15 protein-coding genes are annotated in these 14052 nt (G+C 71.3%); 7 read left to right on the forward strand and 8 right to left on the reverse strand.

From position 1 onward, the window contains the following. The first annotated feature begins 33 nt into the window (after positions 1 to 33). From hutU to hutH, 4 genes are read left to right on the forward strand one after another with little or no spacing between them, the layout of a single operon-like run. A complete protein-coding gene (gene hutU, locus ACMGFG_RS14260) occupies positions 34 to 1824 on the forward strand; it encodes a urocanate hydratase (RefSeq protein WP_436930994.1) in 1791 nt (596 codons plus the stop codon). Next, positions 1817 to 2935 carry a formimidoylglutamase gene (hutG, locus tag ACMGFG_RS14265; RefSeq protein WP_436930995.1) on the forward strand — a complete coding sequence of 373 codons (1119 nt, stop codon included), beginning with the start codon at positions 1817 to 1819 and terminating at the stop codon, positions 2933 to 2935. Before hutU ends, hutG begins: the two co-directional genes overlap by 8 nt. Next, positions 2928 to 4223, forward strand: coding sequence for an imidazolonepropionase (gene hutI, locus ACMGFG_RS14270; protein WP_436930996.1), 1296 nt, complete (start codon positions 2928 to 2930; stop codon positions 4221 to 4223). Before hutG ends, hutI begins: the two co-directional genes overlap by 8 nt. Next, positions 4220 to 5821: a histidine ammonia-lyase gene (hutH, locus tag ACMGFG_RS14275; RefSeq protein ID WP_436930997.1), complete on the forward strand. Its 1602-nt coding sequence runs from the start codon at positions 4220 to 4222 to the stop codon at positions 5819 to 5821. The genes hutI and hutH overlap by 4 nt, the downstream gene beginning before the upstream one ends. A gap of 11 nt (positions 5822 to 5832) precedes the next feature. Here the strand turns inward: hutH and ACMGFG_RS14280 are convergent, their stop codons facing one another. The 5 genes from ACMGFG_RS14280 to ACMGFG_RS14300 form a co-directional block, all read right to left on the reverse strand. Beyond that, the gene (locus ACMGFG_RS14280; RefSeq protein ID WP_436930998.1) at positions 5833 to 6606 is read right to left on the reverse strand and encodes a 4-phosphopantoate--beta-alanine ligase; all 774 of its coding nucleotides are present in this window, start codon (positions 6604 to 6606) and stop codon (positions 5833 to 5835) included. 64 nt (positions 6607 to 6670) lie between these two features. Next, positions 6671 to 7387, reverse strand: a complete 717-nt coding sequence (locus tag ACMGFG_RS14285; protein ID WP_436930999.1) for a helix-turn-helix domain-containing protein — start codon at positions 7385 to 7387, stop codon at positions 6671 to 6673. A gap of 98 nt (positions 7388 to 7485) precedes the next feature. Further along, the gene (locus tag ACMGFG_RS14290; RefSeq protein ID WP_436931000.1) at positions 7486 to 7752 is read right to left on the reverse strand and encodes a UPF0058 family protein; all 267 of its coding nucleotides are present in this window, start codon (positions 7750 to 7752) and stop codon (positions 7486 to 7488) included. Positions 7753 to 7945: 193 nt separating this feature from the next. Beyond that, positions 7946 to 8803, reverse strand: coding sequence for a pantoate kinase (locus tag ACMGFG_RS14295; protein ID WP_436931001.1), 858 nt, complete (start codon positions 8801 to 8803; stop codon positions 7946 to 7948). A 63-nt stretch (positions 8804 to 8866) separates the two neighbouring features. Further along, positions 8867 to 9379 (reverse strand): SHOCT domain-containing protein, encoded by a 513-nt coding sequence (locus tag ACMGFG_RS14300; protein ID WP_436931002.1) that lies wholly within the window; start codon positions 9377 to 9379, stop codon positions 8867 to 8869. 128 nt (positions 9380 to 9507) lie between these two features. Here ACMGFG_RS14300 and ACMGFG_RS14305 point away from each other — a divergent pair, with 128 nt between their 5' ends. The 3 genes from ACMGFG_RS14305 to ACMGFG_RS14315 all read left to right on the forward strand — a co-directional run bounded on the left by ACMGFG_RS14305 (position 9508) and on the right by ACMGFG_RS14315 (position 11285). Continuing rightward, positions 9508 to 9810: a UPF0175 family protein gene (locus ACMGFG_RS14305; RefSeq protein WP_436931003.1), complete on the forward strand. Its 303-nt coding sequence runs from the start codon at positions 9508 to 9510 to the stop codon at positions 9808 to 9810. Continuing rightward, complete coding sequence (locus ACMGFG_RS14310; RefSeq protein ID WP_436931004.1) at positions 9807 to 10322, forward strand: PIN domain-containing protein; 516 nt, start codon at positions 9807 to 9809, stop codon at positions 10320 to 10322. The genes ACMGFG_RS14305 and ACMGFG_RS14310 overlap by 4 nt, the downstream gene beginning before the upstream one ends. Positions 10323 to 10448: 126 nt before the next feature. Continuing rightward, on the forward strand, positions 10449 to 11285 hold the full coding sequence (locus ACMGFG_RS14315; RefSeq protein WP_436931005.1) for a bacteriorhodopsin: 837 nt from the start codon (positions 10449 to 10451) through the stop codon (positions 11283 to 11285). Between the two features lie 55 nt (positions 11286 to 11340). Here ACMGFG_RS14315 and ACMGFG_RS14320 read toward each other — a convergent pair whose 3' ends face one another. The 3 genes from ACMGFG_RS14320 to ACMGFG_RS14330 form a co-directional block, all read right to left on the reverse strand. Further along, a complete protein-coding gene (locus tag ACMGFG_RS14320; protein WP_436931006.1) occupies positions 11341 to 11964 on the reverse strand; it encodes a hypothetical protein in 624 nt (207 codons plus the stop codon). Positions 11965 to 12119: 155 nt separating this feature from the next. After that, positions 12120 to 13424, reverse strand: a complete 1305-nt coding sequence (gene aspS, locus ACMGFG_RS14325) for an aspartate--tRNA(Asn) ligase (RefSeq protein WP_436931007.1) — start codon at positions 13422 to 13424, stop codon at positions 12120 to 12122. 118 nt (positions 13425 to 13542) lie between these two features. Next, the gene (locus ACMGFG_RS14330; protein ID WP_436931008.1) at positions 13543 to 13686 is read right to left on the reverse strand and encodes a hypothetical protein; all 144 of its coding nucleotides are present in this window, start codon (positions 13684 to 13686) and stop codon (positions 13543 to 13545) included. Positions 13687 to 14052: the final 366 nt, after the last annotated feature.

Here is a 14052-nt window from a genome sequence, read left to right on the forward strand (position 1 = left end):
CGCGCTTTTGTCCGTCTCGCTCCAAGCTACCGTATGCCACAGCAGGAGCCCGACGACGCCGCGGTCGGCGAACCGAGCGACCGGTGGCGCGCCGACCCGGGGGCGTCGACGGGGACCGACATCGAGTGCGAGGGCTGGCGTCAGGAGGCCGCCCTCCGGATGCTCGACAACAACCTCGACCCCGAAGTCGCCGAGCGACCCGAGGACCTGGTCGTCTACGGCGGGACCGGCCGCGCCGCCCGCTCGTGGGATGCCTACGACACCATCGTCGCGGAACTGCGCGACCTCGGCGAGACCGAGACGCTGCTCGTCCAGTCGGGCAAGCCCGTGGGTCGCTTCGAGACACACGAACGGGCCCCTCGCGTCCTCATCGCCAACTCGAACCTCGTCGGCCGCTGGGACACGTGGGAGCACTTCCACGAACTCGAAGCGAAGGGCCTGATCATGTACGGCCAGATGACCGCCGGGTCGTGGGCCTACATCGGCACCCAGGGCATCGTCCAGGGGACCTACGAGACGCTCGCCGAAGCGGGCCGCCAGCACTTCGGCGGATCCCTCGAAGGTAACGTCGTCGTCACGGGCGGGCTCGGCGGGATGGGCGGCGCACAGCCGCTCGCGGTGACGATGAACGGCGGGGTCTGCATCGCCGCGGAGGTCGACGAGGCCCGCATCGACCGCCGCATCGAGACGGGCTACTGCGAGGCGAAGACCGACGACCTCGACGCGGCCATCGAGCGCGCCGAGGCCGCGGCCGAGGCGGGCGAGCGCTACTCCGTCGGCGTCCACACGAACGCCGCTGACATGCTCGAAGCGATGCTCGACCGCGATTTCGTCCCCGACATCGTCACCGACCAGACGGCCGCCCACGACGCCCTGGAGGGGTATTACCCGTCGGGCTTCACGGTGGCGGAGGCCGACGAGTTGCGCAAGCGCGACCCCGGGCGCTACGAGCGGGAGAGCCTGGCGACGATGGAACGGCACGTCGACGCCATCCTGGAGATGCAGGAGCGCGGCGCCGTGGCCGTCGAGTACGGCAACAACATCCGCGGGCAGGTCGCCGACCATCGCGACGAACGGGCGAACGGCGACGGCGACCCGCCGTGGCCGCTGTCGGGAGCCACCGACCGCGAACGGGACGCCTTCGACTTCCCGGGGTTCGTCCCCGCCTACGTCCGCCCGCTGTTCTGCGAGGGCAAGGGTCCGTTCCGCTGGGTGGCGCTGTCGGGAGACCCCGCCGACATCCACCGTACGGACGAGGCTGTCAAGGAACTGTTCCCGGAGAAAGACGCCCTCAACCGCTGGATCGACCTCGCCCAGGAGCAGGTGTCGTTCCAGGGGTTGCCCGCGCGGGTCTGCTGGCTGGGCGCGGACACGGATCCGGAGGGACTGACCGAACGGGCTCGCTTCGCCCTGCGTATCAACGACCTCGTCGCGGACGGGGAGATCCGGGCGCCCGTGGTCGTCACGCGGGACCACCTCGACGCCGGCAGCGTCGCCTCGCCCAACCGCGAGACCGAGGACATGAAGGACGGCTCCGACGCGGTCGCGGACTGGCCGATCCTCAACGCCCTGCTCAACTGCGCGGCGGGCGCGGACATCGTGAGCGTCCACGACGGCGGCGGGGTCGGCATCGGTAACGCCCTCCACACAAACAACCACGTCGTCCTCGACGGCTCCGACCTGGCCGCCGAGACGGCCAGGCGCGTGTTCACCACCGACCCCGGGATGGGCGTGGTCCGCCACGCCGACGCCGGCTACGAGTCGGCGCTCGAACAGGCCCGCGAATCGGGCATCGCCGTCCCGATGGAGGACCGGGATGAGTGACGACCGCGACGGGGGAGGCGCGGCGGTCGACGGGTTGGCGGAATCGTTCGCGCCCCCACCGGAGTGGACCGGTCCCTCCGCGGATCCCAACGACGAGCAGTTCGGCGACGTGGTGGAGTCGGCCACGCTCGACGCTTTCGACGAGTACGGCGCGGTGTTCGTCGGCGAACCGTACGACGGCGCGGTCATCGGCCGCCGCGGTGCGGCCGAGGGCCCGGCCGCGATCCGCGAGTCGCTCGCCGCGGCGAAGACCCACCACGTCGACCTGGGACCGATCTCCGTCGCGGGCGACCCCGCCGACGAGGACGGCGAGAACGTCCCGAACGAGCGGGTCCACGGACCGACTGGTCCGGGCGTCGGCTTGGGAGACCTGGGGGACGTGGCGGCGCTTCGCAACGATGACGACGACGGCGCCGACGGTGACGAACCGCCGGTCGCGGCCGTTCAGGAGCGCGTCCGGGCGGTGACCGAGCACCTCTACGGCCGGGGCGTCGTCCCGGTCTTCCTCGGCGGCGACAACTCGCTGACCTACCCGAACGCCGCGCCGCTGCTGGACCGGGGATCGCTCGGCGTCGTCAGCTTCGACGCCCACCTCGACTGCCGGCAGATCCGCGACCGGGCTGGGCCCACCAGCGGCACGCCCTACCGACAGCTGTTCGCCGACGGGCTCGACGAACTCGCTGTCGTCGGCGCGCGGAACTTCGAGACCGCCACCGCCTACCACGACTTCCTCCACGAACAGGGCGGGCGGGTGTTCACGCCCGCCGACGTGGCCGACGACCCCGTCGACGCGATGGACGACGCCATCGCTTCGCTCGGTGACGTGGACGCCATCTACGTCAGCGTCGACGTGGACGTACTCGACGCGGCGGCCGCGCCGGGCGTCAGCGCGCCGACGCCGGGCGGGCTCTCCACGCGGGAGCTGTACCGGCTGCTCGAACACGTCGCGACCCACGGCCGCGTCGCGGGGTTCGAGGTCGTCGAGTGCGCGCCGCCGCTGGACGGGAGCGGCCGCACCGCCGACGCCGCCGCCCGCGCCGTCGCGCATTTCCTCGCCAGCCTCGCCGCGCCGAAGGGTCGCCACTCCCGCAGGGGGGGCCTCGATGGCTGACCTCACTGCTGTCGTCCACGGTGCCGCCGAACTCGCCACCGCGACCGGCGAACTCGGCGGCGACGACCCCGCTGGCATCCACTCCGGCGCCGCGGTCGCGGTCGTCGACGGCGAGGTCGCGGCGGTCGGCCCGACCGACGAGGTGACCCGCGAGTATCCGCCCGAGAACGCCGCGCACGACGTGGACGCCACTGGTCGCGCAGTGATCCCCGGCTACGTCGACTCCCACACCCACGCCTGCTTCGCGGGGGATCGGTCCGACGAGTTCGAGGCGAAACTGCGGGGGACGACCTACGGCGAACTGCTCGCGAGCGGCGGGGGGATCCACCGAACCGTCCGCGCGACGCGGGCGGCGAGCGACGAGGAACTGGTGGACAACCTGCTCGACCAACTGGACGTGATGGTCGCCCACGGCACCACCACCGTCGAGGTGAAGTCGGGGTACGGCCTCGACACCGAGACGGAGTTGCGGATGCTCGATGTCATCGACCGCGCCGACCGGCGCCACCCCGTCGACGTGGTCCCGACGTTCATGGGCGCCCACGCGGTTCCCCGGGACTACGAGGGGAGCAGCGACCCCGTCGACGCCGACGACTACGTCGACCGCGTGGTGGACGAACAGCTCCCCGCGGTCGAAAAGCAGGGGATCGCGGAGTTCTGCGACGTGTTCTGCGACGAGGGTGCGTTCACCGTCGACCAGTCCCGGCGCGTCCTCGAAGCCGGTGCCGGGCGCGGCCTGACGCCGAAGGTCCACGCGGAGGAACTCGCCCACCGCGGCGGGGCGAAACTGGGCGCCGAAGTCGGTGCCGCCAGCGCCGACCACCTCCTGCACGCCACCGACGAGGACGTGGCGGCGCTCGTCGAGGCGGACGTGACCCCGGTGCTCCTGCCGGGCACCGCCTTCGGCCTCGGCGCCGACTACGCCGACGGCCGGGCGATGGTCGATACGGGCGCGCCCGTCGCCGTCGCCACCGATTTCAACCCCAACTGCCACTCCCAGAGTATGGGCTTCGCCGCCGCGCTGGCCTGCGTCGAGATGGGGCTCACACCGGCGGAGGCGCTCGTGGCGACCACCCGCAACGGCGCCCGCGCGCTCGACCGTCCCGACCTGGGCGTCGTCCGGGAGGGCGCGCCCGCCGACCTCGCGGTGCTGGACGCGCCCTCGCACGTCCACGTCCCCTACAGCTACGGCGTCAACCGCGTCGCCACCGTCCTCAAGGACGGCCGGCCGGTCGTCGGGCCCGAGTGGACCGGCGAGCGCGACACCGATTCGGAGGGCGGGCGATGAGCGATATCGTCCTCGACGGCGAGTCGCTGACTCCGGCGGACGTGGTCGCGGTCGCCCGCGAGGGGGCCGAAGTCGTCGTCGCCGACGGAGCGCGGGAGGCCGTCCGCGCCGCCCGCGAGCGTATCGAGGACGTGGTCGAGAGCGACGAGGCCGTCTACGGCGTCAACACGGGCTTCGGCGAACTCGTCGACGAGCGGATCCCCCGAGAGGAGGTCGCGCGGCTCCAGACCAACCTCCTCAGGAGCCACAGCGCGGGTAGCGGCGAGGCACTGCCCACCGAAGCGGTCCGCGCGATGCTGGTCGCCCGGGTCAACGCGCTCGTCAAAGGGTACTCCGGCGTCCGCGAGCTCGTCGTCGACCACCTCACGGCGTTGCTGAACGAGGGGGTCCACCCCGTCGTCCCGCGGACGGGGAGCCTCGGCGCCAGCGGCGACCTGGCGCCACTCGCTCACGCGACCGTCGTCCTCCTGGGCGAGGGCGAGGCCGAAATCGAGGGCGAGCGCCTCGACGGCGAGGCGGCGCTGGCCCGCGCGGGGCTGGAGCCGCTGACGCTGGGCGCCAAGGAGGGGCTGGCGCTCATCAACGGCACGCAGCTGACGGTCGGTCTCGCCGCCCTGCTGGTCGTCGACACGGAGCGACTCGTGCGGGCGGCAGACACAGCGGGCGCGCTCACGACCGAGGTCACGATGAGTTCGACGGTGCCGAGCCACCCGGCGATCCAGGCGGTCCGCCCGCACGAGGGGCAGGCCGCCAGCGCCGCGAACCTCCGGCGGCTGACCGCCGATTCGGGGATCGTCGACTCACACCGCAACTGCGACCGCGTGCAGGACGCCTACTCGACGCGCTGTCTCCCCCAGGTCCACGGCGCCGTCCGCGACGCCGTCGCCCACCTCCGCGAGGCGGTCGAGACGGAGCTCAACAGCGCCACCGACAACCCGCTGGTCTTCCAGCGGTCGTCGATCGCCGACCGGACCGACCGGGCCACGGCCGCCGCCGACCGCGCCAGCGGCACCGACCGCGCCGCGGTCCTCTCGGGCGGCAACTTCCACGGCGAGCCGCTCGCGCTCCGCCTGGACTATCTGACGAGTGCGCTGACCGAACTCGCCGCCATCAGCGAGCGCCGCGTCGACCGCATGCTCAACCCCAACACCCAGGAACCCCACCTCCCGCCGTTTCTCACCAGCGAACCGGGACTCCGATCAGGGTACATGATCGCCCAGTACACCGCCGCCGCCCTCGTCAACGAGTGCCGGAGCACGGGTCGCCCGTCGACCGACAACACGCCCGTCAGCGGCAACCAGGAGGACCACGTCAGCATGAGCGCGGCCGCCGCGTGGGGCGCCCGCGAGACGGCCGACCGCGTCGCCCGCGTCCTCGGGGTCGAACTCCTCTGCGGTGCCCAGGCCGCCGAGTTCGTCGACGACGACCTCGCCCCCGGTCGCGGCAGCGGCGCGGCCTACGAGGCCGTCCGCGAGCGCGTCCCGCCGCTGGACGAGGACCGCCCGCTCGCAGACGAGATGGCCGCCGTCGCCGCCCTCGTGACCTCGGGCGCGCTCGAAGACCGAGTGAACGCCGCGCTGGACGAGCCGCTTGACTGAGCGGGATCCGCTCAGGTGGCGTCCCCGCCGTCCTCGTCGCCGCCCTCCCGGATCGCCCGCTCGGCCGCCGTCAACGCCTCGCCAGCGTCGAACTCGGCGACGATAGATTCGAGCGTCTCGCGGTCGGCGTCGGCTAGGTCGCGGGCGTGTTCGGTGATCCCCGGGACCGCGCGGATCACGTTGTCGACGATCGGCACGTCGGCGGCCCGCGCCGAGCGCGACATCGGGTTGAGGTCGATCACGATCTCGACCTTGCCGAGGTCGCCCAGCGCCTCGGCGCGGTCGCCGTCCTCCAGCGGGACCAGCACCACGTCGGCGTCGCCGATGCCGTCGGCGTCGACCTTCGCCCGCTCGTGGTCCAGCCCGGGGATCCGTCCGTCCGCGGTCAGCCCCTTCACCTCGCTCGCGCCGTGCTCGCGGAGGTGGTCGGCGATCCGCTCCATGCGCTCGTCGGTCCGGTTGAAGAGGTTCACCTCGATGTCGGCGCTCGTCGCCGCCGCCAGGTCGACGACCTCGCCGGGGACCAGCGCGGCGACGTTGCCGTTGACCGAGAGGACGGGGTGGTCGGCCAGCAGGAGGTGAGCGGCCGCCGCCCGCTCGGCGGCGTCGGCGGCGGGGAGCGTCCGCTCGCCGAGCAGGTAGTCGAACGCCTCGCCGCGGCCCTGCGCGATGAGCCCCTGGCGGGAGGTGATCCCGGCGTCGACGCCCGCCTCGATCCGGTGGCGGGTGAGCAGCGACTCGTAGCGGGGGTGGCTCTCGGGGATCTCGATGTCCGGGTCGGTCATGCCCGGAGCCTCGCGGTCGAGCGCCGAAAAGCCGCCGCTTTCGGTCGTATCGACGCGGGACCGCCTACTCCACGTCGATCCGGTGGCCGGCGGCGGGGCCGCACTCCTCGAAGAGGGCGCCCAGCACCTTGCGCTGGGCGGCCCGGAGGTGCTGAGAGAACGTCGACGGCGAGATGTCCAGCTCCGCGGCGACCTCGGCACCGGTCGTCGCGCGGGGCCGTTCGAAGTAGCCGGTCCGGTAGGCGGTCACCAGCACCTCCAGCTGGCGGTCAGTGAGCTCCCTGGCGAGCACGTCCTCGACCTGGTGGCGGAGAAAGAGCGGTCCGTCCTGTGGACGGTCGCGCTTGGCGACCAGTTCGACCGCCGGGTGTTGCTCCAGCAGGGCGTCGACGACGGTTCCGGCGTCGCGCGAGGGGAGGACCTCGGCGACGACGCGGCCGTCCCCCTCCTCGGCCCACAGGTCGCGGATGAACGCCGCCTCGTCGGCCAGCGTCGTCGCGACGCACTCGCCGGGTTCGTCGACCTGGCAGACCACGACCCCGTTGTCGGTGTGGCGGTCGACCAGCCGCTCGTCGACGGGTTCGGCCTCGGTGATCCGCTCGACGGTCGCCGGGGCGGCGTCGCGCACCTCGAAGAACTCCAGGTACTCGCCGTCGGACCGGGGCAACAGCTCCCGGAGGACCCATCGACAGGACCCCCGCTCGGAGCCGCTGACGAACGGGTACTCGGAGCTGGTCACCCGGAATTCGAGCTCCGTCGGCTGGTCCGCTGGCGGTGCCATCCTACCGACTACCCCACAGGTTCGGCGGGAAGCACCTTGTGCCCTTCGGGGTGAACGGGGACGCCGGGAGTACCGGGGACGAAACCCGGCATCGTCGGTCACCTCGCATACTGGTTCGATCCCTCGGCGTCGAACTCGGGGCGGTCCGGGTCGTCTGTCGCCGACGCGGCGGCCGCGCTCAGCTCCGTCGAGAGCGCGAACAGCGCCCGCTCGTGTGCGCCCTTCGAGCGGTGGACCGCCGTCGGCGTGACCGCCATACCGTCGTAGTCGTCGAACGTACCCGTCGGGAGCTCGCGCTCCTCCTCGAACTCGCGACGGACCAGCGCGAACAGCGCGTGCAGGTAGAGTGATTCGCGTTTTCGCATGGGTGGATGTGGACGGGCCCCGCGCCGTCGCGTCCGTGTGGGGCCGGGGGCGCGAGGCCGGGAATGGGGTGGGGTGGGATACGGTCGGACCGATTCCGCCCGGGTGCTCGGTCCGGAGGAGACGAAGGACGGGACGGATGAAAAACGAATACCTGATTACTGCGGTCCGCCGCCCTCGGGGAGTAGGCGGCCTCTACTCCGGTAGCGACCGCTCGGCCGGCGGGTCGAGCAGCGTCGCGCCCGTCGGGTCGATCCGGCAGACCGTCGGGTCGTAGCCCGCGTCCGTCAGCCCGGTGTCCAGCGCGACGACCGTCCGCCCGAGCATCCCCATCGTCGCCTCGCCGCCCGCCTCGGCCACGTCGGTCACCACCTCGTACACCCGGTCGGGCAGCAGCTCCGCCTCCCGGGCGAACTGCCGGGAGGCCCCCAGCAGCCGCTCCAGGGTCGGCTCCTCGACGAGCCGCGAGAGCGCCCGCTCGCCCGCCGTCGAGATGGGGTCGGTGTCGCCGCCGATCACGTCGCTCGTCGACAGCTCGCCGAAGGTCTGGAACTCGACCCGGGAGCGGGCCGGCACCGCGTCCATCCGGTTGTGCTGGGGGCTGCCCGGCTCCAGCCGGACCGGCACGCCGCCGTGGAGTTGCCCGACCACGTCGCCCAGGCCGGTCCCGGCCTGGACCTCCGCGCCGTGGGCCACCGTCGCGAGCTCGTACGTCGAGAGCCGCCGGTCCAGCAGGTCGTTGGTCGCCAGCGCCGCCCCGAGCGCCATCGCGCCGGAGACGCCGAAGCCCGACCCGACCGGCAGGTCCGTCACCCCGCGGACCGCGACGGTCGCCTCTAACGCCGCGAGCACGCGCTCGACCGCCTCGATCTCGACGGTCTCGCCGTTCAGCGTCACCTCGGTCGCGTCGGCGCGTCGCACCGTCACGGTCACGCCCTCCGAGAGCGCCAGCCCCGCGCCGCGCGACCCCGCCTTCGTCGGGTCGTCGTCTCGGTCGACGGTGAAAAAGCCCGTCACGTGCCCGGGGACGAACGCCCGTGCCACCGCTGTCATACTCGCCCGTCGGCGCGGCGCCGGTAATGCGTTTCGCCCTCGGCCCGCCGCGACGGGGCCGGCTCAGGCCCTGTCCGGCTCGCGGTCGCGGTCGCGCTCGTGGCTGGGTTCGTACTCGTCGACCCGCTCGCGTCCGTCGGCACGGTCGCGTTCGCGGTCCTCGGTCTCGGTGGCGAGGAACGTCTCGGCGTCGTCGACCGATTCGGTCTCCAGCAGGCGCTCGACGCGGCGTTCGAACTCGACATCGTCGATCTCCCCGGCGGCGTAGCGCGCCCGCAGTTCCGCCAGCGCGTCGTCGGTCTCGGCGTCGCGATTCCGGTCGCGGCGCCACTCGGACCCGCCGCGTCCGTGCTCGTGCTCGCGCTCGCGGTCCCGCCTGGACTCGTAGTACTTCGCCAGCGCGACCGCCAGCGGCATCCCGCCGCCGAAGCCCACGGGGAAGGCCACCCAGAAGTAGTCGACGCCAAGGAACATGAGCGAGAAGGCGACGCCCAGCGTCAGGAAGGTGACGGCGCCGGTCGCGACGCCGACGAGCGTGTCTTCCTCGTCGGCGTCGTGGTCCGATTCCGCGGCCATATCGGCCCGACGGACGCCCGATATTTGTATCTACCTCGGCGCGGTCGGTGGCGGCACCGACGGAACCCTCCAGCCGCGGTCGGCGACCCACAGAGTTATTGTATACGATGGGAGACAACGTATCGAGTATGCCGTCAGTCAGCGCGCGCCTCCCCAGCGAGGAGAAGGAGGAACTGGACGCCGTCGCCGAACTGCTCGACGAGGACCGCTCGACGACGATCCGGAAGGCCCTGCGGGAGGGGCTGGCCGAGCTGCGGGTCCGCCGCGCAGTCGAGCGCTACCAGACCGGCGACGCCTCCGTCGCCGAGGCCGCCCGCATCGCGGGCGTCTCGCTGGGCGAGTGGCTCGAGATCGCCCACGAGCGCAACCTCACCACCCAGCTGGCCGCCGAGGACCTGAGCGACGACGCCTACACCGCCCAGCAGCTGTGACACGCATCTACGTCGGTCCGACGACGCTGTACGCGCTCGGGCAGGTCGGCGAGCTGGACCTTCTGGAGAGTTTCGACGGTCGGCTCGTCGTCCCCGACGTGGTCGAACGGCAGGTGACGACCGAGCCCGCCCGGAGCGCGCTGGAGGGGTTTCTCGAGGAGACCGACGTGTCGACGGCGGTCCCGGACGCGGCCCACGAGCAGGCCGTCGAGGTCGTCGGCATCGAGGACGGCACCCACGAGGCGGCGATGCTCGCGGGCGTTATCGCCCACGCCGACCCGAACGACCGCCACGCCGTCGCCGTCGTCTCCGAGGACCGCCGCGTCCGCCGGCTCGCAGAGGGGCTGGGCGGCGCAGTCACGAGCAGTTTCGGCGTCGTCGCCCGCGCCGCCGCCGACGACAAGTACCTCTCCCGCTCGCAGGCCCGGCGGATAATCCGCCGCATCGACGCCAACGGCATCCAGATGACCGGGGAGATGCGGTCGCAGGCGGTCGGCGCGGTCGGGGACTGAGCGGCGGCGCCGGTGCTCGGAGTCGGGTCGTCGACGCGACGGGGACGTTTTGCCGGGCTAGTCCGGGGTCACCCCCGCATAGTTCGGCATCACCTACTACCGGATCCGCGCCGAAGGGGTGGACGTATGCCACCAGTGACTCCGACCGCCGTCGTGCTCCAGGCGACCCAGTCAGAGGTGTTCGAGCAGATCAACAACGACCTGCTGCTGTCGTCGTCGCTGTGGGCGAACATCGCGCTGGCGGGGCTGTCGATACTGCTGTTCGTGTACATGGGCCGGAACGTCGAGGGGACGCGCGCGAAACTCATCTGGGGCGCGACGCTGATGATCCCGCTGGTCTCGATATCGAGTTACACGGCGCTGGTATCGGGGCTGACAGTCGGATTCATCGAGATGCCGGCCGGGCACGCGCTGGCCGGCGAGGAGGTGCTGAGTCAGTGGGGACGATATCTGACGTGGGCGCTGTCGACGCCGATGATTCTGCTCGCGCTGGGGCTGCTGGCCGACGTGGACCTGGGTAGCCTGTTCACGACCGTCGTGGCCGACATCGGGATGTGCATCACCGGACTCGCCGCGGCGCTGATCACCTCTTCGTACGCACTCCGCTGGGTGTTCTACGGCATCAGCTGTGCGTTCTTCGTGGTGGTCCTGTACGCCGTCCTCGTCGAGTGGCCACAGTCGGCGACAGCCGCGGGGACCGACGAGATATTCGGCACGCTGCGTGCGCTGACGGTCGTGCTGTGGCTCGGCTATCCGATCATCTGGGCGGTCGGCGTCGAGGGACTGGCCCTGGTCGAATCGGTCGGGCTGACCTCGTGGGGCTACTCCCTGCTCGATATCGGCGCGAAGTACCTCTTCGCGTTCCTGTTGTTGCGGTGGGTCGCCGCCAACCAGGACGTGGTCGAGACCGCCGGCCTCGGGACCGACACAGCGAGCGGCGCCGCGGCGGTCGACGACGACTGACCCGCCGGGGCTCCGTCGGGCGTCTGTCGGGTTCGGTCGGCCCCGCGCTCCGTTCTCAGTTCCCTTCGGCGGCCTCGTAGAACTCGCCGTCGTCGAGCACGGGGTCGTCTTCGAGGAACTCGACGCCCCGAGCGGTGGGTTCGACGCCCGTCTCCGCCTCGAATTCCGCCAGCAGGTCGCTGCCCCAGCCCATGCCGGCGACGGCGTCGAACGCGCCGAACAGCTCGGTGAGCATCGGCGCCGGCGGCGCGTGGGCGAACGCCCGGAAGCGAAACCGGTGGGCCATCGCGAACCGGTAGAGCATGTCCTGGCCCGCGAGTCCGTCCGCGCCCTCGTACCGAGCTATCTCTTCCGGGCCGTCCTCGCCGTCCGACCGGTAGAGCACCGCCTCGGTGCAGGTCTCGGTCTCCGAGTCGAACGTGCCGACCGCCGCCCGCTCCCACAGGTCGCCGCTCTCGACGAGCAGGCCAGGGACCGGCTCGTTCACGAGGGCGTAGCAGTACTCGGCGACCCACGCCAGGTCGACCGCCCGCTCGACCCCGTCGCCGTCGACCAGGTCGCCGTGGACGCACTCGTCGTCGTCGGGCACGTCCACCGGGTGGTGGTCGTCGAACCACGCGACCAGCGACTCGCGGGCCGCCCCGTCCGCGCACTCGAAGCTGTAGGCCGTCCACTCCACGGCCCCCGCTTCGGGACTGCCCCTCAAAAGCGTTTGCGCGAACGCCGCGGTTCGGCTACGGAGAGAGTCGCTGGCGACTCCGGACCGCTGCGAGATCGAGCGACACTACGGAGAGAGTCGCTGGCGACTCCGGACCGCTGCGAGATCGAGCGACTCTACGGAGAGAGTCGCTGGCGATCTCGCGGGAACAGCACAGCCTCGCGGATGTTGCCCAGCCCGAGCATCGTCATGACGAGGCGCTCGCCGCCGAGGCCCCAGCCGGCGTGGGGCGGCATGCCGTACCTGAACATCTTGGTGTAGTAGTCGAACTGCTTGGGGTCCAGACCCTGCTGTTCGAACCCTTCGACGAGGTGGTCGTAGCGGTGTTCACGCTGGCCGCCGGAGACGAGCTCCATCGTCGGGTGCATCATGTCGAAGCCGGTCGACAGCTGCTCGTCGTCGTCGTGGTCCTTGATGTAGAACGGCTTGATCTCCGAGGGCCAGTCGGTGATGAAGTAGTGCTCGCCCACGTCCTGGCCGAGCGCGTGCTCGCCCTCGGTGGGGAGGTCGTCGCCCCAGACGAGCTGCTCGTCGAGTTCGCCCGTGGCGTTGATCCGCTCGATGGCCTCCTCGTAGGTGAGCCGCGGGAACTCGCCGTCGGGGACCTCGAACTCGTCGGCCAGGTCCAGGGTCTCGAGCTGCTCGGCGCAGTTCTCGGCGACGCCCTCGTAGGCGGCCTTCACGACGGTCTCGCAGGCGTCCATCGCCTCACGATGGTCGTAGAAGGCCGACTCGAAGTCGATGGAGGTCGCCTCGTTGAGGTGCCGGGGCGTGTTGTGCTCCTCGGCGCGGAAGATCGGGCCGATCTCGAAGACCCGCTCCAGCCCGGAGCCGACCATCAGCTGCTTGAACAGCTGGGGGCTCTGGTTCATGAACGCTTCCTGCCCGAAGTAGGTGATCGGGAACAGTTCCGTTCCGCCCTCCGTGCCGGTGGCGACGATCTTCGGCGTGTTGATCTCCGTGGCGTCCAGCTCGCGGAACGCCTCGCGGACCGAGCGGAGGACCTCCGCGCGGATCTCGAAGATGGCCTTGGTCTCCTCCTTGCGGAGGTCGAGGGTGCGGTTGTCCAGCCGGGTCGAGAGGTCGGCGTCGACCTTCCCGGAGGGGTCCAGGGGGAGCTCGGGGTCGGCCTCGGCGACCACGTCGAGCGAGTCGGGCGTGATCTCGACGCCGGTGGGCGCGCGGGGTTCCTCCTCCACGTCGCCGGTGATGGCGACGACGGACTCGCGGTGGACGCCCAGCCCCGTCTCGACGAGGTCGTCGTCCATCTCGTCTTTCTCGAACTTGACCTGGATCTTCCCGGTCGTGTCCCGGAGGATGAGGAAGGCGATGCCACCGAGGTCGCGGATCTCGTGGACCCAGCCGGCGACCGTGACGGTTTCGCCCGGCTCGGCTTCTGCCGTGTAGGTGCGGTCGTCCATGTGAGTGGCTTTTGGTGGCCCCGACTTAAGAACAGCCCTTCCGGGTCAACCGGTCTCACCCCACCGAAAGGGATACCAGTCGGTGGCGGTGTCGCACGCCCGAAAAAATCGCGACGGTCTACGACTCGTCGCCGCCGTCGGTGAGGACCTCCACGTCCTCGCTGCCCTCCTCGTTGGCGAATCCCGGCAGTTCGTCGTCGGTCTCCGCCTCCTCGTCCTCGGGTTCACGGTCCCAGACGCGCGAGGTGTATTCGTGGCACATGGTGTCACACCATCCGATCCGCAACACTGGTCGTAAATGAACCCTTCGACGGAGGTGTCCCACCACGTCTCTCGGGGACTACGCTCCGGATTCCGGGCGGGCTCACCGCCATCACCTCGGTCACCTCGGGGACGGTCGCCGGTGCAGTGACGATCCGGGTGAAACTGTCGTTACTTCCGGGCGGGGGTCGTCGTGGCCGTGGGGAGGCGTGCGCCGCTGACGAGAAGCGCGCGGAGGACCCCTCCTTCGACAACTCCCCCCCTCCCCTCGCGGACGGACTGTTCGATACTGCGGACAACTCCGTAGTCGGGTCTGTGAATCGGTTGGGGACGACCGATCGGGGTGACCGTATCCGTCGACGAGCGG

The organism is Halosimplex halobium (assembly GCF_051414055.1).
Lineage (GTDB): Archaea > Halobacteriota > Halobacteria > Halobacteriales > Haloarculaceae > Halosimplex > Halosimplex halobium.

Coding starts and splice junctions, on each gene's coding strand:
- hutI (WP_436930996.1), top strand. CDS start 2,928: ATGGCTGACCTCACTGCTGTCGTCCACGGTGCCGCCGAACTCGCCACC.
- ACMGFG_RS14290 (WP_436931000.1), bottom strand. CDS start 7,752: ATGCGAAAACGCGAATCACTCTACCTGCACGCGCTGTTCGCGCTGGTC.
- ACMGFG_RS14295 (WP_436931001.1), bottom strand. CDS start 8,803: ATGACAGCGGTGGCACGGGCGTTCGTCCCCGGGCACGTGACGGGCTTT.
- hutU (WP_436930994.1), top strand. CDS start 34: ATGCCACAGCAGGAGCCCGACGACGCCGCGGTCGGCGAACCGAGCGAC.
- ACMGFG_RS14315 (WP_436931005.1), top strand. CDS start 10,449: ATGCCACCAGTGACTCCGACCGCCGTCGTGCTCCAGGCGACCCAGTCA.
- ACMGFG_RS14280 (WP_436930998.1), bottom strand. CDS start 6,606: ATGACCGACCCGGACATCGAGATCCCCGAGAGCCACCCCCGCTACGAG.
- ACMGFG_RS14285 (WP_436930999.1), bottom strand. CDS start 7,387: ATGGCACCGCCAGCGGACCAGCCGACGGAGCTCGAATTCCGGGTGACC.
- hutG (WP_436930995.1), top strand. CDS start 1,817: ATGAGTGACGACCGCGACGGGGGAGGCGCGGCGGTCGACGGGTTGGCG.
- aspS (WP_436931007.1), bottom strand. CDS start 13,424: ATGGACGACCGCACCTACACGGCAGAAGCCGAGCCGGGCGAAACCGTC.
- ACMGFG_RS14330 (WP_436931008.1), bottom strand. CDS start 13,686: ATGTGCCACGAATACACCTCGCGCGTCTGGGACCGTGAACCCGAGGAC.
- ACMGFG_RS14305 (WP_436931003.1), top strand. CDS start 9,508: ATGCCGTCAGTCAGCGCGCGCCTCCCCAGCGAGGAGAAGGAGGAACTG.
- ACMGFG_RS14300 (WP_436931002.1), bottom strand. CDS start 9,379: ATGGCCGCGGAATCGGACCACGACGCCGACGAGGAAGACACGCTCGTC.
- hutH (WP_436930997.1), top strand. CDS start 4,220: ATGAGCGATATCGTCCTCGACGGCGAGTCGCTGACTCCGGCGGACGTG.